Origin of the sequence: Stenotrophomonas maltophilia (assembly GCF_023518235.1) — a bacterium.
In the GTDB taxonomy this organism is placed as follows: Bacteria; Pseudomonadota; Gammaproteobacteria; order Xanthomonadales; family Xanthomonadaceae; genus Stenotrophomonas.
This window is the reverse complement of sequence record NZ_CP090423.1, coordinates 369,214-391,240: the sequence shown is the minus strand read 5'-3', so window position 1 is coordinate 391,240 and position 22,027 is coordinate 369,214. Positions and strand designations below refer to the sequence as shown.

21 protein-coding genes are annotated in these 22,027 nt (G+C 61.9%); 6 read left to right on the top strand and 15 right to left on the bottom strand.

What is annotated here, in order from left to right; genetic code table 11:
• Positions 1–20: 20 nt before the first annotated feature.
• From LZ605_RS02000 to LZ605_RS01990, 3 genes are all read right to left on the bottom strand, one after another.
• Positions 21–455 (bottom strand): BLUF domain-containing protein, encoded by a 435-nt coding sequence (locus LZ605_RS02000; RefSeq protein WP_006375649.1) that lies wholly within the window; start codon positions 453–455, stop codon positions 21–23.
• 1,184 nt (positions 456–1,639) lie between these two features.
• Entirely contained in the window at positions 1,640–2,017 is a 378-nt protein-coding gene (locus tag LZ605_RS01995) for a hypothetical protein (protein WP_006375651.1), read from the bottom strand.
• A 2-nt stretch (positions 2,018–2,019) separates the two neighbouring features.
• Positions 2,020–2,538: an H-NS family nucleoid-associated regulatory protein gene (locus LZ605_RS01990; RefSeq protein ID WP_032971149.1), complete on the bottom strand. Its 519-nt coding sequence runs from the start codon at positions 2,536–2,538 to the stop codon at positions 2,020–2,022.
• Positions 2,539–2,760: 222 nt separating this feature from the next.
• Between LZ605_RS01990 and LZ605_RS01985 the strand changes: the two genes are divergently transcribed.
• Positions 2,761–3,135 carry an HNH endonuclease gene (locus LZ605_RS01985; RefSeq protein ID WP_076739360.1) on the top strand — a complete coding sequence of 125 codons (375 nt, stop codon included), beginning with the start codon at positions 2,761–2,763 and terminating at the stop codon, positions 3,133–3,135.
• A gap of 276 nt (positions 3,136–3,411) precedes the next feature.
• Here LZ605_RS01985 and LZ605_RS01980 read toward each other — a convergent pair whose 3' ends face one another.
• A complete protein-coding gene (locus LZ605_RS01980; protein WP_006375655.1) occupies positions 3,412–4,026 on the bottom strand; it encodes a relaxase domain-containing protein in 615 nt (204 codons plus the stop codon).
• 10 nt (positions 4,027–4,036) lie between these two features.
• A complete protein-coding gene (locus tag LZ605_RS01975) occupies positions 4,037–4,735 on the bottom strand; it encodes an ankyrin repeat domain-containing protein (protein WP_158229329.1) in 699 nt (232 codons plus the stop codon).
• A gap of 183 nt (positions 4,736–4,918) precedes the next feature.
• Here LZ605_RS01975 and LZ605_RS01970 point away from each other — a divergent pair, with 183 nt between their 5' ends.
• Positions 4,919–5,200, top strand: a complete 282-nt coding sequence (locus LZ605_RS01970; RefSeq protein WP_032971158.1) for an ankyrin repeat domain-containing protein — start codon at positions 4,919–4,921, stop codon at positions 5,198–5,200.
• 25 nt (positions 5,201–5,225) lie between these two features.
• On the top strand, positions 5,226–5,798 hold the full coding sequence (locus LZ605_RS01965; RefSeq protein WP_006375657.1) for a hypothetical protein: 573 nt from the start codon (positions 5,226–5,228) through the stop codon (positions 5,796–5,798).
• A 6-nt stretch (positions 5,799–5,804) separates the two neighbouring features.
• On the opposite strand, the gene LZ605_RS01960 is transcribed toward LZ605_RS01965, so the two are convergent.
• The 4 genes from LZ605_RS01960 to LZ605_RS01945 all read right to left on the bottom strand — a co-directional run bounded on the left by LZ605_RS01960 (position 5,805) and on the right by LZ605_RS01945 (position 10,475).
• Positions 5,805–8,717, bottom strand: a complete 2,913-nt coding sequence (locus LZ605_RS01960; protein WP_049400616.1) for a UvrD-helicase domain-containing protein — start codon at positions 8,715–8,717, stop codon at positions 5,805–5,807.
• Between the two features lie 64 nt (positions 8,718–8,781).
• A complete protein-coding gene (locus tag LZ605_RS01955) occupies positions 8,782–9,372 on the bottom strand; it encodes a thermonuclease family protein (RefSeq protein WP_080103076.1) in 591 nt (196 codons plus the stop codon).
• 3 nt (positions 9,373–9,375) lie between these two features.
• Positions 9,376–9,753, bottom strand: a complete 378-nt coding sequence (locus LZ605_RS01950; RefSeq protein WP_032971159.1) for a hypothetical protein — start codon at positions 9,751–9,753, stop codon at positions 9,376–9,378.
• A gap of 2 nt (positions 9,754–9,755) precedes the next feature.
• Positions 9,756–10,475: a hypothetical protein gene (locus LZ605_RS01945; RefSeq protein WP_049400617.1), complete on the bottom strand. Its 720-nt coding sequence runs from the start codon at positions 10,473–10,475 to the stop codon at positions 9,756–9,758.
• Positions 10,476–10,704: 229 nt separating this feature from the next.
• Here LZ605_RS01945 and LZ605_RS01940 point away from each other — a divergent pair, with 229 nt between their 5' ends.
• Genes LZ605_RS01940 through LZ605_RS01930 form a run of 3 tightly spaced genes read left to right on the top strand, consistent with a single transcriptional unit; the run spans position 10,705 to position 12,871 of the window.
• A complete protein-coding gene (locus tag LZ605_RS01940; RefSeq protein WP_006375705.1) occupies positions 10,705–11,166 on the top strand; it encodes a LexA family protein in 462 nt (153 codons plus the stop codon).
• 1 nt (position 11,167) lies between these two features.
• Positions 11,168–11,569 (top strand): hypothetical protein, encoded by a 402-nt coding sequence (locus LZ605_RS01935; RefSeq protein WP_006375707.1) that lies wholly within the window; start codon positions 11,168–11,170, stop codon positions 11,567–11,569.
• A gap of 39 nt (positions 11,570–11,608) precedes the next feature.
• On the top strand, positions 11,609–12,871 hold the full coding sequence (locus tag LZ605_RS01930; RefSeq protein WP_049400618.1) for a Y-family DNA polymerase: 1,263 nt from the start codon (positions 11,609–11,611) through the stop codon (positions 12,869–12,871).
• 15 nt (positions 12,872–12,886) lie between these two features.
• Here the strand turns inward: LZ605_RS01930 and LZ605_RS01925 are convergent, their stop codons facing one another.
• From LZ605_RS01925 to LZ605_RS01900, 6 genes are all read right to left on the bottom strand, one after another.
• Positions 12,887–13,699, bottom strand: a complete 813-nt coding sequence (locus LZ605_RS01925; protein WP_006375711.1) for an abortive infection family protein — start codon at positions 13,697–13,699, stop codon at positions 12,887–12,889.
• A gap of 49 nt (positions 13,700–13,748) precedes the next feature.
• Positions 13,749–14,816, bottom strand: coding sequence for a Shedu anti-phage system protein SduA domain-containing protein (locus tag LZ605_RS01920; RefSeq protein ID WP_006375713.1), 1,068 nt, complete (start codon positions 14,814–14,816; stop codon positions 13,749–13,751).
• Positions 14,817–14,829: 13 nt separating this feature from the next.
• On the bottom strand, positions 14,830–17,475 hold the full coding sequence (locus LZ605_RS01915) for a DEAD/DEAH box helicase (protein WP_006375715.1): 2,646 nt from the start codon (positions 17,473–17,475) through the stop codon (positions 14,830–14,832).
• Positions 17,476–17,477: 2 nt separating this feature from the next.
• Positions 17,478–18,998 (bottom strand): site-specific DNA-methyltransferase, encoded by a 1,521-nt coding sequence (locus tag LZ605_RS01910; RefSeq protein ID WP_006375717.1) that lies wholly within the window; start codon positions 18,996–18,998, stop codon positions 17,478–17,480.
• A gap of 108 nt (positions 18,999–19,106) precedes the next feature.
• Positions 19,107–21,302 carry a fimbria/pilus outer membrane usher protein gene (locus LZ605_RS01905; protein ID WP_006375719.1) on the bottom strand — a complete coding sequence of 732 codons (2,196 nt, stop codon included), beginning with the start codon at positions 21,300–21,302 and terminating at the stop codon, positions 19,107–19,109.
• A 3-nt stretch (positions 21,303–21,305) separates the two neighbouring features.
• Complete coding sequence (locus LZ605_RS01900) at positions 21,306–21,965, bottom strand: fimbrial biogenesis chaperone (protein WP_006375721.1); 660 nt, start codon at positions 21,963–21,965, stop codon at positions 21,306–21,308.
• Positions 21,966–22,027 lie beyond the last annotated feature (62 nt).

The window sequence follows — 22,027 nt, the reverse complement described above, 5'->3', positions numbered from 1 at the left end:
CAGAGGAAATCCGTTACCCATCACTGCGGAACGTCATCGAGACGATTGCCGACCAATGCGGCAAGCCGCTCCATCCCCGTTTCTGGGATGAATTTCCCTCCGAAGCGTTGGGAGAAATTCACCCAGTTCGACCTCATCAGTGCTTTGAGCTCGGCTTCTGAAATCCGCAGGAAGAGCAATGCATGCGCAGGGAACCGCAACTGCTGGATGGATCCCCGCGCCAGCTCAACGATTTCGGTATGCAGGGTGAAGGACTGGGTGTAAACGGAGCTCGCAGCCACCGCACTCGCTGTGCCTTCCAAATATGTTAAAAACCTGCTGCCGTCGAAGCATACAACTGCACGCGAGCCGCACTTGGCATTGAACTCTCGGCCTGCACGCATGACTTCGGGCAAGCGCTCCTCACCGATCTCTTCCACAGCCGCGCTTACGAACACCACCGCACACTTAGACATTACGGGCTACCTTTCACTCGGCACCAGTGCAAGCCGGCCAACGTGGATCAGCTGTGTACAAAACGCAGGCCAGCTTGAATTTCAGTTTTCAGTTGCGCTATTCCTGAACCTTTAAGAGTGCACCATGGCTAGCCCCGTCCCCGACTCAAGTTGGCTGCAAGAGCGATGACCTCGCTAGGGATCACGGCCCCGAGGTGCGCGAGAACCGCGGCTTGGACGACCTCTGTGTTGCAGAGGAAGAATATCCCGTCTCGCGGCCCAGCCGACGTCAGAGACCGGTTGACACTGATCACCGAAGCTGGCACATCGCTCACGAACACTTCGTGAAACTTCGACCCCGCAAAGCGCGCTTCGAGGGCTCTCCGACTTGCTTTCGTGTCCTGCCGTAGCGCCACACCGTATTTTCCAGACAATCCGATGCCACTGGCGGTAAATACGTAATGATCTTTAAACGAGGTCAACCACACCAGAATCGGTCCGCCCTCGGCGAGAACGCGTCTGTGAGCAAGCTTGCTACGTATCATCGGGCTGCTCGTTGTTGGCCTGATTGATCGATTCGCCCCTCTTGTGGCTCCGTGGGCGGCGCGAATTGCGAGCTACGAACGATGGACAGGATCAGTATCCGACAGCGGCAGAGGTGAGGGCAACGCCTGCGCGCCGCCCTTCATTTCGGCCGTCCGGGTAGATGGGCTCACCGCACCACAAACGGCCGATCTGTAAGCGAAACAAACCGAGCGGGCTGTGTAGGGCTTAAATCCTTTGGCGGCCCGCCAGGCTCAGCCGAAGCGCTCATTGCTCCGCCGATTCATCCCCCCCCGGTGCACGCGAGACAAACGCCATCCACGTGCGACCTGAAATAGCCGGTGTCGCCCGTCAACGAATAGCGGACTCCGGCCCAAATCGATGTCGCTGTGGGGCTGTGCCAAGCGCGAGTCCTCTGGCAGGCGTGGCGAAACGAACGTATCATTTCGCTCTCCTGCGGCGCAACCATTCCCGGCAGGACAGCGCCTTGAAGAGCGCGATTACAAGTTGGAGCAGCGCCAGACCAGTTGCGCAGGCCAAGATAACCATAGCAAGAGGCAAAAGTAGCTCCATGATGGGATCCTACAGGCCCGCGGGTTGGCAGCAAGTCAAGGCGCCCGGGCCATTGGCGCTCAGCAATCTCCTGTTCGCTTGGGGTGAGATCACCACAACCGCGTGACAGTGGCGTGAAAGTCGTGTGGCGATCGCAAGTAGCTGGCGCATAGCGAGCTGCCGTCCGAACGCAGGTTGGCTCCCGTGTGCGCCGCCATGACGGCAGCCCCCAACAGGTGCACCTGGGTGCGCCCGTTGTCCTGCCACCCTTTGGGCAGCGATTCAATGGCCGCCAAGGCTTCTTGCCCTGACAGGCATTGGATGCAGGTCAGGTAGGACCATTGAAGGCCCACTTCCTCGCGCAAGCGCCTGCCGGCGGCCTTCTCGTCCAATCGGCCCTCGGCACTGTCCAGCAGCACGTGGGCGGCCGCAATGGCTTTGCCTTGGGGCGAGAGCCGGCTCTTCTTCTTGGGGAACAGGCCGCGCATGATCAGGCCTTCTTGCTGGCCTTCTTGGCGACGGCATTCTTCGCAAGTTTCTTGACGGCCTTCTGGGCGGCCTTCTTCACCGGCTTGCCCGTCTTCTTGGCCACCCTGGCGGGAGCTTTCTTCACCGTCCCATCAGCCGACGGGAACTTCGCTCCGGGGTTGGCCTGAGCCCACGCCTTGCCCTCGGTGGACTTGGCCCACGCGGTGAAGACCTTGGGGGCCAAACCCCGACCGGCCCACGTCTCACCGGTTGGGAGGCGATACTTCGGCGCCACCTTGCCAAGCTTGCGGCCCTTTCGGGGTCCCGGGGCAGCCTTGGCGGCACGCGCCGGCTTGGCGTCGATCGTTTCCCCGATGAGCTTGGCCACCTGCCGCCGCTGGGCCGGACTGAGGACCTTCGCATACTTCTGCAGGACCGCCAGGGCTTTGGGCACCTCGCCGTCGCGCTTCTCCACCAGCTTCTTCTGGGCTTCGAGCTGTTTGATTTCGGCGTTAAGGGATTTCAGGGTAGTCAGGGCCAAAGGAGCACTCCGGTCGGGAATCCAACGGTTATAGCCCATCGCTCCGGGCATGGCCACCCGAATGGGCCCCATCTTGACACCCACCAGCCTGGGGCGCGATAACTCCCTTGCCGCGAGGGGAAATGCCCCCGGCGTATTGCCTGCTTAGCTCAAGGCAACAGGTCCCGATTCGATCGCACAAGCGACGACGGGATGGTTTTTCCTGTCTTTTGAGATCTAAGCATGCCCAACCTCCAACGGTTGAGAACCGAGGCTTTCCTCGCCCAGAAGGGCCGGTGCTGCTATTGCAGCGTGCCGATGTGGAACGCCTCTCCCGATGAACTAAAGCCGTTCGGCCTGCGCGCCAAAACGGCCACGCCGCTTCGCTGCACCGCCGAGCACCTGGTGGCCCAGCAAGAGGGCGGAAAGGACGTGGCCGGCAACATTGCTGCCGCCTGCTGGCTCTGCAACACACGCCGGCACAAACGCAAATCGCCGCCCTCCCCCGAGGCTTACCGCGCCTTCGTGCAGAATCGCCTGGCGAAGGGGAAGTGGCACCCGCCGAGCGTGGCCAAGTTGCGCCTCAGAACGTGTGGAACGCAACCACCCGACGGATGAGTTCCGCCACGCTCACATGCTGCCGCTGCGCCTCGTGGCGGGCGCGGTCGGCCAGGTCTCGGGAAGCCCGGATAGGCGGCAAGCGGTCGTCCCTGCGGCCGGCAACGGGAGAGCGCAGCAGCGGGGGGCGCGCAAGGTAGGCGGTGAGCCATTGGCGCACGGCTTCGCTCTCGCTCACCCCGGCTGCTCTAGCGCGTGCGGCCAATGCCTGGCGCAAGGTTGAAGAAAGGGACACTTTCGGCAGCACGGCCGTCAAGGGAGGCTTGGACGTCAGCGTCACAGCCTCTGCCTCAGTCGGCCCACGGGGGCTGGGCGGAAGAAGCGCTCCAATCGTTTGGTCTCCAGCAACGCTTCCATGAAGGCCCCCATGGCGTGGGTATAAGCGTCCTCGCTGGCCGCCAACCGCAAGCTCAGCGCAAGCCGTTCCCACTTTCCGTTCGGTGCGCATGCGATGGCGAACAACCAGTGGTGCGTCCAGTCATCCTCCAACCGATCGGATGCAACGAAGAGCACCCGGTGATCACGCTGGAACGGCAGGGACGACAGCGCCTGGTCAACCGCATGGCGGTGGGCAGCCTGTAGCCGTGCCCTCTCCTCGCCGTCGGTATCCAGCAGCGCGGCGAACCCTTTTGGCAGGCGCAACGAAACGCGGTAGCCCGCCGCCCGGGCGTGGTGGCCCTCGCCTTCCCACAACCGCGGCTGCCCATCGAAATCCTGGCCCATAGCGAAGCGCCGCATGGCCTCCTCGGTCACTGGCCCACCGGGCTTCAACTGGGTCAACCACGCACCACCCCAGCGCAACGCGGCCAAGGGCGCCTCCAGCAGTTCTGCGAAGGCGAACCCATCGGCGAACACGTCCTCCCGGCAGAGGCAGGTGAGTTGCAGGTTCATGGGATCACCCTCATAACCGTGCCCTACTATTCGGAACGGCTTTCGTTGCGCCAGGGAGAGTCGCATCCAAACGCAGGGCCTCTTGTTCCGTTTCCCATCTCCATAGGCGATCGCGTATTTGCGGACGTTGCTGTTCGAGCCACGCATCGGGACGTGGCTCTGCATTGACAAACTGCAACCAAGCCTTCGAACGCGGATTGGCCCCTGCCTGCAACAACAGGTCGAGCAGCTCCACGTTGCCCGCCAGATAGGCGAAATAGATTGGTGACCGCCTTATCTCGCCACAGTCGTAATCCGCGTCCGGATCTGCGCCAGCTTCGAGCAGCACGCGACAAACCTCGAGCCACCTTCGCCCATTTTCTTCCCATGGACTGTCCTGCATAACAGCAAAAATAAGTGGCGTTTTTCCATCTTTTCGCTCCCGAGCGTTCACATCAGCGCCATCTGCAATCAACTGCTCAAGCTCCCTCAGCTGGAACCCTCCTTCGCGCTCGAATAGCTGAAAGATGGGTGGCATCCGGCGATGTCTCCTCCATTTACCCATGCGTTTCTCAATGACATAGCGGGGGATCAGGATTGGAGACAGCAGCGTCAATACAAGGAACTCCACGCGAACCTTCCAGATCGGCTCTTGAAATAGATTTGGTGGGTCACGCAAATTCTTTAACCATCCCCGCACACCCTTTTTGATACTTGCCACGAAATTCATGTCAGCCCCCATGGAATACATTTGTATCCCTTCAGATCCATGCAAGCAGAAAGGGACATTCTGTCCAGAGGGCTTTACTGACTAAAGCGAAAAAATGCTGGGGTTGCACGACAGTTTGCCAAACTGTCACCCTCCCCTTGCGCGTTTCCGCTACAGCGGAAAATCAGTGGGTCAGGAGGACGCATGGCCAACACCGACTTACTCGCTGCAATTCGACAGCGCAACCCCGCCCAGGTGGACCTGGCGATCGGGCGCGGGGCCCAACCCAACGCGCACGACGCCCGTGGCTACTCGCCGTTCCACGTCGCCCTGCTGACCGCTGACGCACCAACGGTTCGGGCGTTGCTGGACAGCGGAGCTGATCGGTTGGTGAGCACGAAGTTGGCCCAGGCCCGGAACATGGGCGCCAAGACCTTGGTCGCGTATCGTCACGTGCAAGCGCGGCCGCGGGAGGCTGCGTGGTAGCAGGAAGCTGGACTAAGATGAGTCCATGCCCGTATCACCCGACAAAGCCTATCGGCTATTGAAAGCCTTCGGAATGCTTGAGTTCCAGCTTAAGCAGACTAGCGAATTCTTTCAGACCAAGACCCCAAAACCGCCCATCTGGAAGGTGTTCAAGATCGGCTCATTCGAGATCGATGTGCGTCTCAGCGCCTTGCCAGCACCTGCCCCCGTTCCCGTGGTAGACGTGGACTGGAACAAGGTGGATCGAGCGGTGGCGCGCTTGGGGCAAGCATTCGTCGCACTCGTTCCCCTTCCCACTCAGAGAAAGCTGCTTGCTCCACCACGCAATCGGCCGAAAAGGGAGCGCATTGAGTTTGACCAGACGGGCCGACCACGGGCGACCTACCAGCCCGTCAACCTGCCCCATAACGACGCCGAAGCCTTGGTCGTTGCGATGCGACGCGTTAGAAACAACCTTTTCCATGGCGGCAAGGAAGACCCGCTGGAGGAGACGTATTTCGGAGAAGACAACGATTGGGCGGTGGCCGCCGCAGATGTTGCGGATGCTCTGTTGGATCTTCTCGACCGCCAGTTGCTCCGACCCGTTCAAGCGCCCTGACCCACTTCAGTCTTCCTTGGTCGGTGGGCAACGTGGGAACCTGCTACAGGAGTGGAACACCTCCTTGGTCGCACGATTGACGCGCTCCACCAGCACGCCCTGACCACACACCGGGCAGGCTTCCGCAGGCTCCCCTTCCGTCCTTACGATTTCCACGCCGTGATCTGCCTGGAGCTCCACCAGGAACTGGGAAGGTTGGTGCTGGGTGGTGTAAACCACTACCGAACGCTTCGCACGGGTGAGGGCCACGTAGAACAGTCGTCGCTCTTCGCCGAACTCGAACATCTCCGGCTCGGGCATGGCCAGTTGGAGAATGGGATCGTCCTGGACCTGGCTGGGGAAGCCCAGGGTGTCTTGCACCACGTTGAGCAATGCCACGAAATCGGCTTCCAGCCCCTTGGCCCGGTGGATGGTTAGGAACCGGAGGTCGATCTTGTCCCCGAACCGCTGACGCCACGCTTCCAGCTCCTTGGGTTTGTCGTTTCTGTAGCGCCCCAGAACGAGCATGGAGCGCAGCGGCTTCCCGTCGGTAGGCTCCGGCAGTTTGTCGTAGAGAGACTGGATGTTGGACTTCAAACGTCCGGGGATGTCTTCCACAGTTGGCAGCGCAACCACGCTCACCCGGGGGCCCTTCAATGGGTTTCTGGTGAAGACCTTCTTGACCAACTGCATCGGGTTCCTGGACACGAACTCCGACGTGAGATCGCACAACGACTGCGGGCACCGAAACGTCTGGGAAAGGTGTCGGATGGCGGCATGGGGGTGGGACATCTGGAACCCCGACATGATCGCCAAGTCGGCGCCGGCGAACCGATAGATGCTCTGCCAGTCATCGCCTACTGCCGTGAACTGCGCACCGCTGGCGTCAACGATCGCCTGGAGCAGCCTCATTCGTGCGCGGGAAGTGTCCTGGAACTCGTCGGCCAAGACCATTTTGACGCCGCAGGGAAAACGGCCAGCAACGATGTGGTCGGCGGACTGGTTGAGCATGTCGTCGAAGTCCACCAGCCCCTCCGCGGCCAAACGGTCTTCCCAGCGCAGGGCAACGGCCTCGTAGAGGTCGAGGAACAACTCCATGCGCGGCACGAAGGCGCCCGGCAATGTGCCGATGCGTTCACGGGCCTGCTCGACCGTCTGCCGCGAGCCCTTCATGTGCTGCTGGAACACGCGCATGACTTTCGCGATGGCTTGTGGCGACACCGGGTCATTGTCCGGAGGGACGCGGTCAGGATCGAACACCAGGTCGATGCCCCTGGACTTGAACAGGTCCTTGAGCGCGGCCAGGGCGGCCCCGGTGCGCAGACCATGGGCGGTGGTTTCGAACAGCCGGGTGCCCTGGTCGCGGTGGAGTTGCCGCTTCCAATGCACGCCCTCCAGGTAATCCTTGAAGGCTGGAGGCGCCTCGCCCTTGGCGTTGAGCGCGAAGTGTTCGTGGAAGACGTCGATGTCGGGGTAGTAGAAGTCGGGGCGGTATTGCCGCTTGGTGGCCGTGCGGGTGTCGTGGGGATACGGTTCTTCGTAGCGGTAGTTCACGCCGTGGAGGAACAACCAGTCCGCGATCAGGCGCTCCGATTTGCTCTTGACGATCTCCCCGCGCAGCGTGCGAAAGCCACGCTTTCGCTGGCTCTCCGGGTCGTAGTCCTCCGGCTCTTCTCGCGCGTCCCACCGCCCCACGTCCTTGAAGTAGAGCAATCGGAAGAGATCCCACTGCGCCGCGAACGTCGGATTCTCGGCACAAAGTTCATCGACCAAGTGGCCGATGAAAGCCTCGTCCTTGCCATTGCTCAACCAAGGCGCCGGGGTGGGCATTTTCCCCGTCGCCGCGCCGATGACTTCCAGTCCGAACGCATGGAAGGTCTTGGCAGCGATGCGATCAGCCCCATCGAGGTGGCCCAACCGCTTGGCGATGCGCTGACGCAACTCCTCTGCCGCGTCGGCGTTGAACGCCAACAGCAGGATGTCTTCCGGCGCGCACAATCCCTGTTCCAGCGCGTAGCCAGCCTTGGCCACGATGGTGGAGGACTTGCCCGAGCCCGCGGCGGCCACGACCAGCAGCTCGTCGTCCATGCAGACCACTGCCTTGGCCTGCTCCTCGGTCAGGGGGTTGGACTCCACCCGCTCGAAGAACGAGCGTTTGGCCTCCATCTGGTGCGCCTCAAAAGCGGCGTTGTGCGCCGCTACTGAGGCTTCAAGCCATGCTTCCGCGGACGGCTGATATTCGGGCGGGGCAACATCTCGCCATGCGCGAGCCGGCCACTGGGGAACCATGCTCCCCTTCAACATCGCTGCCGCCGTTCGACGGCCGATCCAGCCTCGGCTCTCCAACTGATTTCTCAACGCGCTTGACCAGCGCTGGAGCGCCCTATCGAAGACTTGGCGATTGTGCCGCTCTACCGTTTGGTCCACGTAGGACGATGGCGTGATTCCCAGCAAGGGAAAGCTTGAGTTGAATCGCTCCCTCGCTGGACTCAACTGGGGGTGGTTGAACAGCGCCCCCCATGTCGGGAGTCCAGCAATGATGGGGGAAGGAATGCTGTCCCTAACCTTCTCTACGGTGGCCGGCTCAATAAAGCCATCCGTCTCCAGGCGCCGATTAAGTCCGCGCTGCCATTCGTTGAGTGCCTTCTGTCCCCTTAGGGCGTGCGCGGCGATGCTCTCTGGAACATGCTGGTCGAGAAAGCGTTTTAGCTCCTCCGCTTGGTCCGGCTTTAAGCCGCCGAGCAGTTGATCTCTTCGCTCCCCTGAAATGACGAACTTACACTCCCCCGTGGCGGGAAATGCATTCTTCCGGCGGTAGGCGAACGCCTGTAAGAGAACAAGTGACCCCTTGAAAGGGACGTGCCCGCGGGCAGAGAGGGTAAATGTTTCTCCATCCGACGAGAACAACCAGTCGTCCCCCTTGAACAGGGCACTTCGCAATCGCGATGGCTTCCATGTCGGCATGCTTACCCTTACTAGCTGAATTCACCCATGAAGCGGGCACTCAGCGGCGCTGCTTCCGCCACTCCCAAGGCGGAACAAAGTCATCTCGCCACATTCCTGCCCGCGTGGCCTCTGCATGTTGCTCGGCCGCCACGTAATCCGCGGAATATTGCCTGTAGGCCAACGCCCACCCGTTGCTCACCAACCATGCCTGCAAGTCGTCATTACCGACGAAACAACGGGCCAAGACCCGTTGGTATCGATCCGCGCCCTTTGGATGACAGGTCACTGGACGACCTGCAATCCAATCGCTAAGGGCCATGGCCGCTTCTTGGCCACAGGCCCAATCTTGCGATTCCGACCCACACCGTTGGTTGGCCTCGGGAGCATCAACGCCTTCCAAGCGGATCCGCGTGCCATGAATTTCCAACGTGTCAGCGTCAATAACCGAGCTGCGGCCCACCAGGATATTGGCTGCTGCCGGCAGAGAAGCGGGAGGCGCTGTATCCGATATTTCCGCGACCTCCGGAGGCGCCCGCCACCACTGCGATGCTTTCTTTAGGCCGGTAAGGGTGGCCGCAGCAAGAATCGCCACGGCAATCACTTGGACGAACCGTTTGGCATTGGAGTGAACAACGACCTTGCGGGTCATGGTTCAGCGCGAGAAGAGCACGAAAAAGACGACTGCAATGACGACCAATCCCACGATCCAGACGGTGTTGTTGTTCTTCGTCACCTTGATCCGCGTTTCACCGCTGGCGGTCTTGTAAGAATTTTCCATCGTGAAATCCGAGCCGATAGCATTCAAATCCTTGGCAGTTTGGACATCTCGTTGCATTTCCACGGACGACGCGTTGAATCGGCGCACCGCATCGGCATCAGACTTATCCAGATCCAACTGCTCCTGCCCGGCCTTTAAGGCCAGCTCCTTGCGCTGCTCGGGTGTCAGCTGGTTGATCAAGTCCTGGCGGAATCGCCCACTCTCGGTGCTCAATCCCGTGCCGCTCTGCTTTTTCGTCAAATCGTTGCTCATTGTCATCCCAACCAATTCGTGAACTTCTTCCACATCGACACTTTCGGAATGGCGATGTGCACCTGGATGCTTCCCTGGGGCAATTCGATGGCGTGGGTCACCGCCGTCTGGTATTCGCCGAGCTGGGCGATGATCGCGTCCAGCCGCTGAAACTCCACTTTCAGATAGGCCAGCCGGCTCAACGATTCTTCGCGAATGGCCTCGGACATCAACGCCTCGGCTGCGGCAACGTCCCCGTTGGCCAACCATGAAACCCGGCCTTTCAAGCGATCGGAAAGGCTGGCGGTTTCCCCGTGCGCGACCACCTCTTCGATCGCGGGTCGCAAATCCTCCCTCCACCGCTCCTGGGTGGTGCGAACATGACGGGTCATGGGCCGGAAGTTCGCATTCCGAAGCTTCTTGACCAGATCGTAGCGCACCGAATACGGCAGCCGCGGTGGAAGCAGGTTGAGCAACCGCTCGGCCACCTCGCCGCTCATTCGGACCGCTCCCGATTGCCAGTTCGGGTAGGTCTTTCGGGCGTAAGCACCGGCCGACCCGCCGTAGTGGCTGGCGTATGCCTGGAACAACAATTCGAGCGAATAAGGATCCAGCGCCAGGAACAGGCGCTCCACATCCCGGTCGATGCCACCGAACGCCGTGGTCAGCTCCCTGCGCTGGGAGACGACATAGTTGCCGTAGCTGCTGTAGTGCCGCCTCCCGCGGCCCTTACGCCTTGCCATAGATTCCCCGATTTACCCCGCCGAAGGAGCATACCCGAGGCGGTCCAGTCCTGCGCGTGGAACCGCCCGCGACCGGCGCCACATCGGTTTCACGCCTTGCCCCACCCTCGCAGTGACAAGGGGTTGGGCCCGTTCAGCGAAATACTAAATGACGAGGGTCTGGAGGCGGAGCTAGCCTGTCTCCCCGGTGCGTCTCACCGGGTGATTCTGACTTGTAGAGACTTCCGCCATGCTCGACACCACGCTTCCGCCCGGTTACCTGGGCCCCGCCAACCTCCACGCGACTCCCCTGCCGCTGCTCCTGCTGCCGGTGCGGGCCACGTGTGGCTTCCCCTCGCCTGCTGAAGACTTCTACGGCTCGCAGGACGTGCTGGACATCAACCAGCGGGTCGTTCGAAACCCGGTGGCCACGTTCTACGTTGAAGCGGACACGGGCACGTCTATGGTCGAGTTCGGGATCTTCCCGGGCGACACCCTGGTGGTGGATCGCTCCCTGACCGCCCGCCATGGGGACATCGTCATGGTGTGTTGGGAAGGCGGCTTCACGGTCAAGCAATTGCGGCTGCGCGCCGGGCGCTACGAGCTCCATTCGGGCAATCCTGCCAACGCCCCCATCGTCGTCCCGGAGGACGTGGAGCTCGACGTGTGGGGCGTGGTGACCTGGTCTTTCCGCAAGCAATGGAGGCGCTGACATGGACGATGCAAGCCGCTGGAGCCAGCTCAAACCGATGGAAGGGCCCCGCTGGCCGATCCGGTGTGGCCATGCCTTCACCGCCGACGATCTGGCGCGCCTGCGCGAGGGCCTCTGGCCGCGCGACATGGACGACCGGTGGGCGGTGTGGCTGGACGGGGAAACGCTGCGCTGCTGGCGCTCCTGGACCGGCACCTGCATCTACGAAAGTCAGGTGACCCTGGCCGAGGACGGCACCGGCGTGGCGGTTGTCGTGGACGTGCTCGACGACGGGGACACCTACCGGCGGGCCGCCACCGATGAGGGCGAACTGGAACGGTTCGAGGGGGTGCTCTCCCAGGTGCGGCGCCGCGAAAACGACGGCGACGCACTGGCTGGGGTGTCGATCGTCCAAGAGGCGTGATGCGCCATTGGCACTCCATGGATCAGAGGGAACGTTGACGTGTTCGGCTTGGTGGACGGGAACAACTTCTACGCGTCTTGCGAGCGGGTTTTCAACCCGTCGTTGCGCGGCCAGCCGGTGTGCATCTTGTCTAACAACGACGGCTGCGCGATCGCCCGCAGCCAAGAGTGCAAGGATCTGGGCGTGAAGATGGGCCAGCCCATCCACGAGGTGCCGCCCCACATCCGGCGGCAGCTGCGAATCTTCTCGGCCAACTTCGGTCTCTACGGTGATCTGTCAGGTCGCGTGGTGTCGGTGCTGCGGGAGTGGTTCCCGCGCGTGGAGGTCTACTCCATTGACGAATCGTTCGTGACGTTCGACGGTGTGCCGGCGGAACAACGTGAGGCGATGGCCCGGCAAGCGCGTGCCCAGATCCTCCAATGGGTGGGCATTCCGTGTTGCGTGGGCATCGGTCCTACGAAGACGTTGGCAAAGCTCGCCAACAAGCTGGCCAAGAAGACGTCGCACGGGGTGGTCACCGCCCTCCCCGGTTCGCCCGAGCTGGAAACTTATCCGGTGGAAGACGTGTGGGGCGTGGGGCGCAAGCTCACGGCCAAGCTGGGCGCCGAAGGCATCCTCACCGCGGCCGACCTGGCCCGCGCCGATCCCGACACCCTGCGGGCCCGTTACGGGGTCACGCTGGCCCGAACCCAGCGGGAGCTGCAGGGGGTGGTGTGCAGCGACCTGGAGGAAGTGGAACCGGAGCGGCAGCAGATCGTTGTGTCGCGCTCTTTCGGCCAAGAGGTCACTTCGCTGGATGACCTCCAGCAAGCCGTGTCCACGTTCGCCCAGCGGGCGTGTGAAAAGCTGCGGTCGCGCTCGCTCCAGGCGAGTGGGGTGTGGGTGTGGCTCAACACCAACCCCTTCAAGCCCGGCGCGGCGCAGTATCACCCCAGCAAGGCCTTCAACTTCATCGGGCCGACGAGTGACACCCGCGAAGTGCTGTTGGTGGCGCAAGGGTTAGCCAACGCCATGTGGAAGGACGGCTACCGCTACAAGAAAGCCGGCGTGGGATTGCTCGACCTCACGCACGGCGACGTCCATCAGGGCGACCTGTTCGCCGGCATCGACCCCCGCTCGCAAGCGCTCATGAAGGTCATGGACCAGGCCAACGCGAAGTTCGGCCGGGGCACCATGGGCATGGCGTCCTCGGCTTGGCGATCGAAGGGGCCAGCGCTGGCCAAGCCCGTGTGGGCGATGAACCAGAAAAACTTGTCGCCGGCTTACACCACTCGCTGGGATCAACTTGTGCGGGTGCGGTAGCAACTCGCCAGACGACTAAAACGGGATCTCCAAGTCCTCGGCAGCAGCCGCTTCTTCTTGCTGCCGTGCGAGCTTCCACTTCTCCTCGCAGGCCTTGATGAAGCGCACCGTGCTGGCGACGTTGCTGGCGATCAGAAGTGCCTCGTCGTATGCCAGCACCGGATTGTCATGGGCCATCGTGTGGTTGTTCCGCACGTAGTCGTATTGACCGAAGATCGTGGTCGCGCCTTTCAGGATGTGCTCTGCCATCTGGGAAGTCAGAAGACCTTCTTCCTTGACGCGCTTCACGTAGGCGCCCATAAGGCCACCCAATGGCACCGACCGGTCCCTGGGGATGCCGTGCTCCTCGCAAAGCTTGCGAAGGAACTTGACCAGGAACGTATGTAGCCGATCCAAGCCTTGCTCTGGCTCGTTACGCTCGAAGCACTCCCTGGCGGCTTTAGCCACCTTCTGGAAGTCTTCTGTGTCGCCATCGATGGCCTCGATGTCCTCCACCGGCTTGGCTTGCGCCAGTCGCGCTGCAATGGCTTCGCAATCCCTGAAGAGTGCCTGCCGCTCCAATGCCGAATGCCCGGTGTCCCGGCAGTGCTCTAGCAGTCCGTGGATGACCCGCCCCACCAACGAGTCATCTTCTCTGGTCCAGAAGCTGCGCAGGTGGTTGGCTTTGGACGAGCCATTGCCACTGTATGCCCCGCCATAGATGTCTCGATTAACCTCCTCTTCGAAGAACCGAGCAAAAGAATTGTTCGAAAAATCGAGGACGTAACCACTGCTCATGCCGAACAGATCTTCAAGTTTCCGTTTCTCGCGAGGACTCAAACTGGACATGGGTGGCTTCGCAAGGCTCTAGGAAAGGTCCCGACGATTCGGCGAATGATCACCATGGGATATCGTCCTCCTCAACCGCCGACTCCGCATCAGCACCCTCTGCGGGGCTCATCATTTCAATAAGGCGCTCGCCTTGAGCCAGCAGATGGTCGTAGGTCATTACAGAGATGCCGTGGAGACGGCGATTGAGCCCATGAAGTGCACGCTGCTGTTCGTCGGTCCATCCGTGCGATCGGCCAATCACAATCGTGGCGCGGGGGTGATAGGCCACCACCTCTTTGTGGTCTAGAAGCCCATCTTTCGCAGCTTGGTGGAGGATGTCCAGATACCGGTGGCATTGGCCGATGGCCCGGGAAACGTCTGCCGAAAAGTAATAATTCTTGTGAGCGGCGTCGTAGAGCAGAACCTCTTTGTCCGGCCGTTTCAACTCAACGATGTCCCGATAGCCGGCGATCACGTTCGGCAACAACAGGTCAAGGTTGTCTCCAGTCGAAATGGCCCTGACTTCGTCACGGACCACATAGGCATTTCCGAACGCCCAACAGTGCTTCTCACACCAGGCCTGATAGGTCTGCTCCCCTGCCTCACCGCTTCCCAGATTGGAGCGCAGTTCGGCCACGGCTGATCGCATCTCGCTCAGACGGATTGACCCACGCAGCGCCGTGCTCAACTCATGCGTGAGTTCAGTGCTGGACAAATGGCCCAGCAACTCCGACTGCGACAGGACCTTTGTCAGGGCACCCACCAGTTCTTGAGGATCGTGGCCCGTCAGGTTGGCCTCGCCGTTGGCCACCCGAATTAAGATGAACTCACCTGTTTCCGACTGAGCGGCAAGGGGCAGATGTGTCTGTAGGTATTTGAGCAGCTGGAGGGACGAAGTTTCCGACAACGTGAGGGTCTTGGCCTTGTCCTCGATCCAAGGCTGATCCTTCGCCTTCACGAAACCTTCGAGCTTCAGCGAAAATGTGGTTCGACCATCGCTATGTGGAATGAACCAAGCCAGGGCGTGCAGCTTGCTCTTGCTGGTCTCATTGAGCACAACTGGTGGTGCGTAGTCCACCTTGCCACTGCTGGCCGTCTTCCTGACGACCTTCTGGACTTGTCCTGGCTTTTCCATATCGCCTCCCCGCTTAAGCCCCGATTGCCGCCTTCAACTGCTCGGTGACGCTGTTGCCCTTCTCGTCCTTCAGCTGGGCCATTAGGTAGATCCCCTTGCCCTTGCTCTTGGTCGCCCAGAGCTCGCCCACCATCCGCTTTTCCTTCTCGGTGTCGGATGAGTAACGGTCCCCGCCCTTGTATTCCACAACCAATAGGCGCCCGTCCTTGAGACGAGCGACGAAGTCCGGATAGGTGCGTTGCTTGGCCGTGGGCATCCAGAACTGGCTGCGATCCACCAAGTTGCGCACCCAGAACTCCACCTCGTCCAGCTGGTCGATGGCCTGGGCGCAGAGGAACTCCTCGCCCACCTTACCGCCAGCGGTCTTCCACTGAAGGTCGCCCACGAAGGGGTAGTAGTGCTTGCGGAACCGGTAGGTGCCGCCCTGGTAGTAGGAGTGCGCCGGATACAGGGTCATGTCCGCCGGGTAGGTGAACATCGCGTCGGGCTCGTCGCTGACCACGACCTCGGCGGCATCGCCGAACAGGGCCTGCTGGAAGCCGTCCTTCAGTGCCTCGACCTTGGCGAGCTGGAGCTGCTCACTCAGCTTGCGCCGGAGGACGAACTGGCCATTGAGCAGTTGCGATAGGGAGAAGCCCCGGTCCTGGGACAGACCGCTGATGGCCCGGCGCACCCACTCCCGCAACACGGGTTGCTTCACGGCTGGGTCGCGGATCTTCTGGTCCAACCACCCCACCAGGTCCGCCTCGGTCCGGTCCTTGGCAAAGCCCGGAAGGTAGGTGTTCACGTCGTCGTCGATCTTGGTGTAGGTGACCTTTTCATCCACCAGATCGACTTCGAAGGTCTGGCTGTCGGCGTTGAACTTGAGGCTGGACAGATCCGGCGGGTAAGCCAGCAGATCCCACATGAACCCGGGCGGCACCGCGCCGCTTTCGATGAACTCCAGTTCGCCCTGCTCCATGACGCAAAGGCGGGGAACACTGAAAACGGCCCCGTTCTGGCTGGGAGCCTTGACGGCCTTGGAAGCGATCTGGTGACGCTCGATGGTGGCCGCAACTTCCTCGCGTTCCTTTGCAGGGGCGGCCAGAGTGATCGCCTCCACCGTGGAATCATCCACCTCCCCCGTGATCTCGACCGTTCCGCCCTTGCCTTCCCCGTAGGGCACGAACACCACGTTGCCTTGGTCGCGCTCGGGCACGTTGGTCAGGTCCGGTGGCTTGCTGACCGCCACGGTCGTCTTGGGCGGTGTGGGGACAGGATTCGCTCCGCCTTGCAGGCCCAAGCCAGGCCCAGGTGTCGGTTCACGCTGGACGGCGCCCACGGCTTCCAACGGATTGAAGCCAATGTCAATGAGCGACTTGGTCAGCTCTGCCGCCGCCACGTTGAAGTGGGTGGTGGTGACGTGGGCGTAGGCCTTGTTCATGGCCTCCTGCTTGCGCCGGGTGGCATACGGCATCCGCAGCACACGGCCCAACAGCTGCTGGATGTCCTTGTCGCTCTTGACCTGGGCCACCGAGCAGAAGACGTAGGCGAACGAACAGTCCCAGCCCTCCTTGAGGGCCTGCTTGGTGATGATGACCTCGATGGGGCAGTCCTTGGCGAACAGGTCGACGCCGTCGATTTCCCGTTGGTCGCCGGTGGCGATGGCGATGGCATTCTCTGGGACTTTCTCGATATCGATGAGGTGCCGATTGACCTCTTCCACAGTGGCCGTTCCTTTGGCGTTCTCAGCCTGGATCAGCAGGATGGGGCGGATGTAGTCCGGCTGCTCATTAAGCGCGGTCTTGCCCAGCTCGTTGCGACGGGCTACAGCGCTGCCTACCGCCGCTTCCCATTGCCCCACATGCTCCTTGAGCACGACTGGGAACTTGATCATGTTGGCCACCTTCAGCTCGAAGGCACTGACGCTGACCAGCACGTTGCTCTTGCTAGCTTCCGGCGTGGCGGTCAACTCCACCACTAGCTTTGCACCCAGACGTTGGTAGACCTCGTAGGACAGCGGGGTGTTGGCGTTGTGCGCCTCGTCGGTGATGACCAACGGACCGTGAAGCTTAAGCAGGTTGGCGAACGAGGCGATGGCCTTGCCCGCTGCGTTCTGCTCCAGATAAGGCAGATCGGACACGCTTCCGGCGAAGTGTGTCTCCAAGTCCTCGTGATGCTCGTAGACCTTGCGGCCGTCCTGGTTCTCCACGCGAAGGGCAGCCATCGTGGAAATCACCACGCAAACCTTCGTGCCCAGATCGGCGGGGCGAATGTGAGTGAAGTCTTCGACATCGAACACCGCCACCTTGCCACCGAAAGCCTCATCAAGCTCCTGGCGGTAGGGGTGACGGGGATCCTTGAACGCTTCCAGCGTCTGGGTCTTGATCTGGGTGGTGGGCACCATCCACATGACCAGCGGATACGTCCGTTCCAGGTAAGTATCCCCTGCCGCTTGAATGATGTGCGCACCCATCACGGTCTTTCCACCACCCGTGGGTATGCGCAGGCACACGTAAGGGGTGGCTTCCATTCCCGGCATGGGCTTGTAGTTCGTGACCAGACCCGGATCCACGTTCCTCTCGAACGCAGATTCGGGACCACTCAACCGTGCGTCTTCCAAGAACTGAGCAAGGCTGGACAGGGCCCGCTGCTGATACACCTTCAGGGAGAGAGCCATCGTCAACGCGCCTTTATGTCATAGGGAGTCTGTTTGAAGGTGATCTGGAGCTCTTCCAGCTGCTCCTTCGGCAAGTCGCAGGACTCACCGTAAATCACCTTGGGTCCGTCGAACGGCTCCAGTCCTCGCAACACCCTTTTGGTCAGCACGTTGCCACCGGCCTTGCTTTCGTCGCCAAGGATTCCGTTGAACAGCAGGTAGTAGCCCACACCATGGTGCTCGCCCAGGAATGCCGTCTTGGGCGCACGGGTGGAGCGCGCGGCGCCGGTCTCAGCAAACCACACGTGTGCGGCCAAGTGTTCGAAGCGGATGCCCTCTCGGATGTGACCACTCTCATCGAACACGGGAACCCCCAACTTGTAGAAGCGGAAACCACCTCCCCCGTCCCAGCTGAGTTCTTTCGATACTCCGCCTTGTTCGCCGTCCACCACCTTCAAAAGCCTCGGCTGGCAGTGCGTGCGTGCGTGCTCACCCATCTCAATGCCGATCCACTGCCGGCCCATCTTGTGGGCCACTGCCGCCGTGGTGCCTGAACCTAAAAAACTATCCAGGACTAGATCGCCGGGCTTCGTCGCTATTTCCATAACACGCCGAATTAGCGCTTCTGGCTTGGGCGTTGAAAAGTGATCATCGCCAAATAGCGCAACCACTTCTTTTTTCGCGTCCTGCGTGTGACCGACCTCAGCATAAGGCCAAATAGTTTGCGGAACGCGCCCTTGCTTTACCTCAGACAGAAACCTTTTGATTGCCGGGACATTATTCCCACCCTTTCCCCACCAGATCCGGTTATCTGCATCCATCTCAGCCAGCTTGGCTTGCGAAACTCGCCAATACATACCATTCGGCGGACCCGGGATCACTCGACCCGATGGAGTGGTAATGGGATAGGTGCCAGCACCATAGAAATTACGTGCCGAAAGATCACCTGCCTTCCACGGCCCCCTAGGATCACCATCTTTATTAGTGTATGCCTTATCCTGCTTTTCCGTCCTCGGCATAGGATTCGGAAACCACTTTTCTGCATTCTTTGCGTAAATGAACACGTGGTCATGATCTACCGAGAAATGGCGTGCCGAGTTCTTCGGGGAATATATTTTGTTCCAAATTACATTCGCAATGAAGTTTTTCCGCTGAAATACTTCGTCAGCTATGACCTTGAAGTAGTGGGCTTCGTTGTCGTCCAGTGTGATCCAAATGGAGCCCTCTTCGGCCAAGAGATCCTTCAACAGTTCAAGGCGGGGATACATCATCGACAACCATTGAGAGTGTTCAATGTTATCGTCGTAGTGATCGCTGACCGCCGACTGGGTGTTGTAGGGCGGATCGATAAAGATGCATTTCACCTGACCTGCATAGTAAGGAAGCAGAGCCTTGAGCGCATCGAGGTTGTCCCCCTCGATGAGCATGTTCGGGGAATCTTCGTCCCCATAGGAAAGCTTGGCGACCGGCTCCAGCAACCGGTAAGGCGTCAAGGCGGCGCGAGTAAGGTCCGCATCGCGATTGAACCAAGAAAGCAGTGGCATCCAATGATCCCCTTAGACAGGCCCACAGTATCGTTCAGCCAAAGGATGCAGGGCCAGTGTCGCAAGGCCTGAGACAGCTCAAACCTTTGTTTTCCAAGGGTTGGAGGATCACTGGCAGGCCAGCGACACCACCGTTTGCGCAGAGCCAAGGTCTGCCGGCAACCGGGCCCTGCAGACCCCCGCCACCTCGACCACCTGCCCCGGCTCCGGGTGCTCCAGGTAGAGCACCCCGTCGAACCCCACCTGGGTGGTCTCGGTCGCCGTCTTGGCCACCGTGCCCGCTTCGATGGCCGGGCCAGTGAGGCGGAAGGTTCGTGCAGTCTCGGTCAGGACTGGGAAGGTGAGGTGCATGCCGGCTTGGCGGCCAGCGGTGGCGGTTTGCTCGATCTCGGCCAACTGGGTGCCCAGTGGCAGCGCCCGATCGTCTACGCGGACCTCGGTGGGCACCATTGGGGTCACCTCGCCCACCACCAGGCGGCCCTGGGCGTTGGTCTTCCCTACCAATCTGCCGCCCACCCTCACCGGCACCCCGGCTTGGCCGGGCACGTCCACCACGGCGAAGGATTCGGCCGGACCCAGGAACGTCACGCCTTGGCGGTCAAGGTGGACGGCACCGGCCATCGAACCGGAAGCCCAGATGCCACTGGGCCCGTGCTCGGCGTTGACTTGGGCCCACCCTGCCCGGGTGGTCCAGTTGGCGTTGGCCCTGGCCGTCTGGCCAGCCGCTCCCTCGTCCACCGAAGCGGACAAGCCCACCGGGGTTCCCAACACCATGGGGCGGGCGCGTCCTTGAACGGCCCAGGCGGTGGCATCGGGGGCTTGCCGGGCCCTAACGCTCACGCCCTTGCCCCGGCCGAAATCGTAGCTGTAGCCCACCTCCACCCGGGTTTCCTTGCGCTCCAGATCGCGCAAAGCGGAGACGGCCACGGTGTGCCCGTTGCCACGCCAGGTCAGCCCGGCGTCGGCGTAAGCGGTGCGAAAGCGCGGTGTGCGCACGTCGGAGAACCCTGCTCGGAGAGACCACTGGGGAGTGGGCCGCCAGAAGACCGAGCCCCGGGTGCGCTGCTCCACCTCCACCGCACCGGGGGCGCGCAGGCGCCAATAGTCCTGCTGGCGCTCGTGCTCCAGGCGCACGCCAAACCTCGGGCCGCGGTAGTCGTAGGCCACGGCCTGCCGTTGGCCGCCTCGCGTGGAAGTGCCCAATTCCAGATCCAACGTGCCGTAAGTGCCAAGAGCCGTCGTGGCCCCCAACGCCACGTTGGCCTTCCCGTCCGTTGAGGTTTGGGCGGTGCCGCGCAGGGTCCACCGGTCGTTGAGGCCCCGAGCCACCGACCCGGTCGCGCCCAACGTCCCGTAATCGCTCTCTCCTTGGCGCACCCGGCCGGCCGCGACCTCCCAAGTGGTGAGCCCTTGGCGAAGCAACGTGGGGGCGACGTAGAAACGCTGATCGCTCACCACCGTTTCGCGGCCGTAAGGGTCTCGCACCACCACTTGGGTTTGCTGCGCACCGGTGCCCAAGGCGCTGCCATCGGCGGTGAACGGGCCTTTCCCCACCCGGCCTTGCAGCACGCGGGCGCGGTTGGCCAGGACTTCGACCGTCGCCGGATCGAGCGCCACGCCGCCGAGCACCGGGACCGGATACGTGGGCGTCAACGGGTCCAACGCCCGCGGGTCCTTGGCCACGCGCACCCCGCCCAAGTTGACCAGCGAGGACGACGGACCAGCGAACACATCGCCTGCCTGGTAAGTCACCAAGCGGTTGGGATCATCTTTCTGCCAGCGCGTCACGCCGCGAACGTAGCCGGTGCCGGCCGTGTCGGTGTTGACCTGCCCGCTGGTGCTGATCACGCCCCAACGCCCCGCCTTGCGGACCTCGTGGCCCAGCGAGAGCGCCTGCTGTTGCTCGGACACCATGCCTGCCACGCTGTAGTTCACCAGCACCCCGGGAGCGGGCGGCGCGATGGGCCCGCGCTCGGTGCGATCACGGGCCACGCGTTGGGCCTTGAGCCGATCGGCCGGCAGATCCAGGGCGACCGTCGCGGTGGCCTCGTCCACAACAAAGCCCACGCCCAACGCTTGGGCACTCATCGGCTCCGTTTGACCCGGGGGAAGTTGGAGCCCGACCTCGCGCCACGTGGCCGGCTCGGCGAACCACTGACCGCCTTGCTGCCAGAACGTGAGCGGATCCGCCTTGGCCTTGCCGCCGATGACCGGCACCAGGAACGCGGGTGCCACGCCGTCGGGCACCGCTGCGCTGGCCGACGATGCAGCCAGCAACAACAACGCCAAGGCTTGGCCACGCATCGATCACCGCCCCACGGGGACCGTGACGGGCTGGCCGTTGACGGTGATCGAAAGCACTTCGGCACGCTGGCCAGGCTGGGTCTCGTAAGTCATCGAGGCCCCCGGTAGCGTCCAACCCAATGCACCGTCGCGCCACGGCTTCCCACCGGCCGGGCCAATGGACGACACGCGGGCCGCGGTCTGCCCGTGATTCGTCAAGCGGTATCCATTGGGCACCGCTTGGACGGTCACCTGGGGGACGGGCGCGTTGGCGGCTTCAAAGGCCACGGGCAAGTCCTGGTTGACCAGCAACTGGACGCCCTGGGCGTTGGGGTCTTTGAGCTGCATCAGCAGCACGCGGTAGTAGCGCCGCTCGCCCAGCGCGCCCACCCGCATCAACCGGGCGGTGCGCTTGGATTGGGGCGGGACGTCCACGAAGGTAGGCGCCCCCACGATCTCAGTGGTGGGTGAAAACACGTTCTGCCCCGTGGCCTGATTCCACCCCACGGCTTTCACCTGGTAACGCACCGAGGTGTCCCCGCTGTTGTGCAGCGTCACGGCGACGTGCTTGGCCGAGGTATCGGCCATCAGGGTGGTGGGGCCAACGGAGATGGAACCGGCGGACGCCGAAAAGGACAGCAAGGACGCGGCGGCCACGGCCAAAAAACGTTGGGAATGGGTCATGGGGTCTCCTTTGGGGGTGTCTCCATTCAAGCTAGATCGGAATACCATTCCGTCAACCCATA

Coding starts and splice junctions, on each gene's coding strand:
- LZ605_RS02000 (WP_006375649.1), bottom strand. CDS start 455: ATGTCTAAGTGTGCGGTGGTGTTCGTAAGCGCGGCTGTGGAAGAGATC.
- LZ605_RS01995 (WP_006375651.1), bottom strand. CDS start 2,017: ATGCGCGGCCTGTTCCCCAAGAAGAAGAGCCGGCTCTCGCCCCAAGGC.
- LZ605_RS01985 (WP_076739360.1), top strand. CDS start 2,761: ATGCCCAACCTCCAACGGTTGAGAACCGAGGCTTTCCTCGCCCAGAAG.
- LZ605_RS01980 (WP_006375655.1), bottom strand. CDS start 4,026: ATGAACCTGCAACTCACCTGCCTCTGCCGGGAGGACGTGTTCGCCGAT.
- LZ605_RS01975 (WP_158229329.1), bottom strand. CDS start 4,735: ATGAATTTCGTGGCAAGTATCAAAAAGGGTGTGCGGGGATGGTTAAAG.
- LZ605_RS01970 (WP_032971158.1), top strand. CDS start 4,919: ATGGCCAACACCGACTTACTCGCTGCAATTCGACAGCGCAACCCCGCC.
- LZ605_RS01965 (WP_006375657.1), top strand. CDS start 5,226: ATGCCCGTATCACCCGACAAAGCCTATCGGCTATTGAAAGCCTTCGGA.
- LZ605_RS01955 (WP_080103076.1), bottom strand. CDS start 9,372: ATGACCCGCAAGGTCGTTGTTCACTCCAATGCCAAACGGTTCGTCCAA.
- LZ605_RS01950 (WP_032971159.1), bottom strand. CDS start 9,753: ATGAGCAACGATTTGACGAAAAAGCAGAGCGGCACGGGATTGAGCACC.
- LZ605_RS01945 (WP_049400617.1), bottom strand. CDS start 10,475: ATGGCAAGGCGTAAGGGCCGCGGGAGGCGGCACTACAGCAGCTACGGC.
- LZ605_RS01940 (WP_006375705.1), top strand. CDS start 10,705: ATGCTCGACACCACGCTTCCGCCCGGTTACCTGGGCCCCGCCAACCTC.
- LZ605_RS01935 (WP_006375707.1), top strand. CDS start 11,168: ATGGACGATGCAAGCCGCTGGAGCCAGCTCAAACCGATGGAAGGGCCC.
- LZ605_RS01925 (WP_006375711.1), bottom strand. CDS start 13,699: ATGTCCAGTTTGAGTCCTCGCGAGAAACGGAAACTTGAAGATCTGTTC.
- LZ605_RS01920 (WP_006375713.1), bottom strand. CDS start 14,816: ATGGAAAAGCCAGGACAAGTCCAGAAGGTCGTCAGGAAGACGGCCAGC.
- LZ605_RS01915 (WP_006375715.1), bottom strand. CDS start 17,475: ATGGCTCTCTCCCTGAAGGTGTATCAGCAGCGGGCCCTGTCCAGCCTT.
- LZ605_RS01910 (WP_006375717.1), bottom strand. CDS start 18,998: ATGCCACTGCTTTCTTGGTTCAATCGCGATGCGGACCTTACTCGCGCC.
- LZ605_RS01905 (WP_006375719.1), bottom strand. CDS start 21,302: ATGCGTGGCCAAGCCTTGGCGTTGTTGTTGCTGGCTGCATCGTCGGCC.
- LZ605_RS01900 (WP_006375721.1), bottom strand. CDS start 21,965: ATGACCCATTCCCAACGTTTTTTGGCCGTGGCCGCCGCGTCCTTGCTG.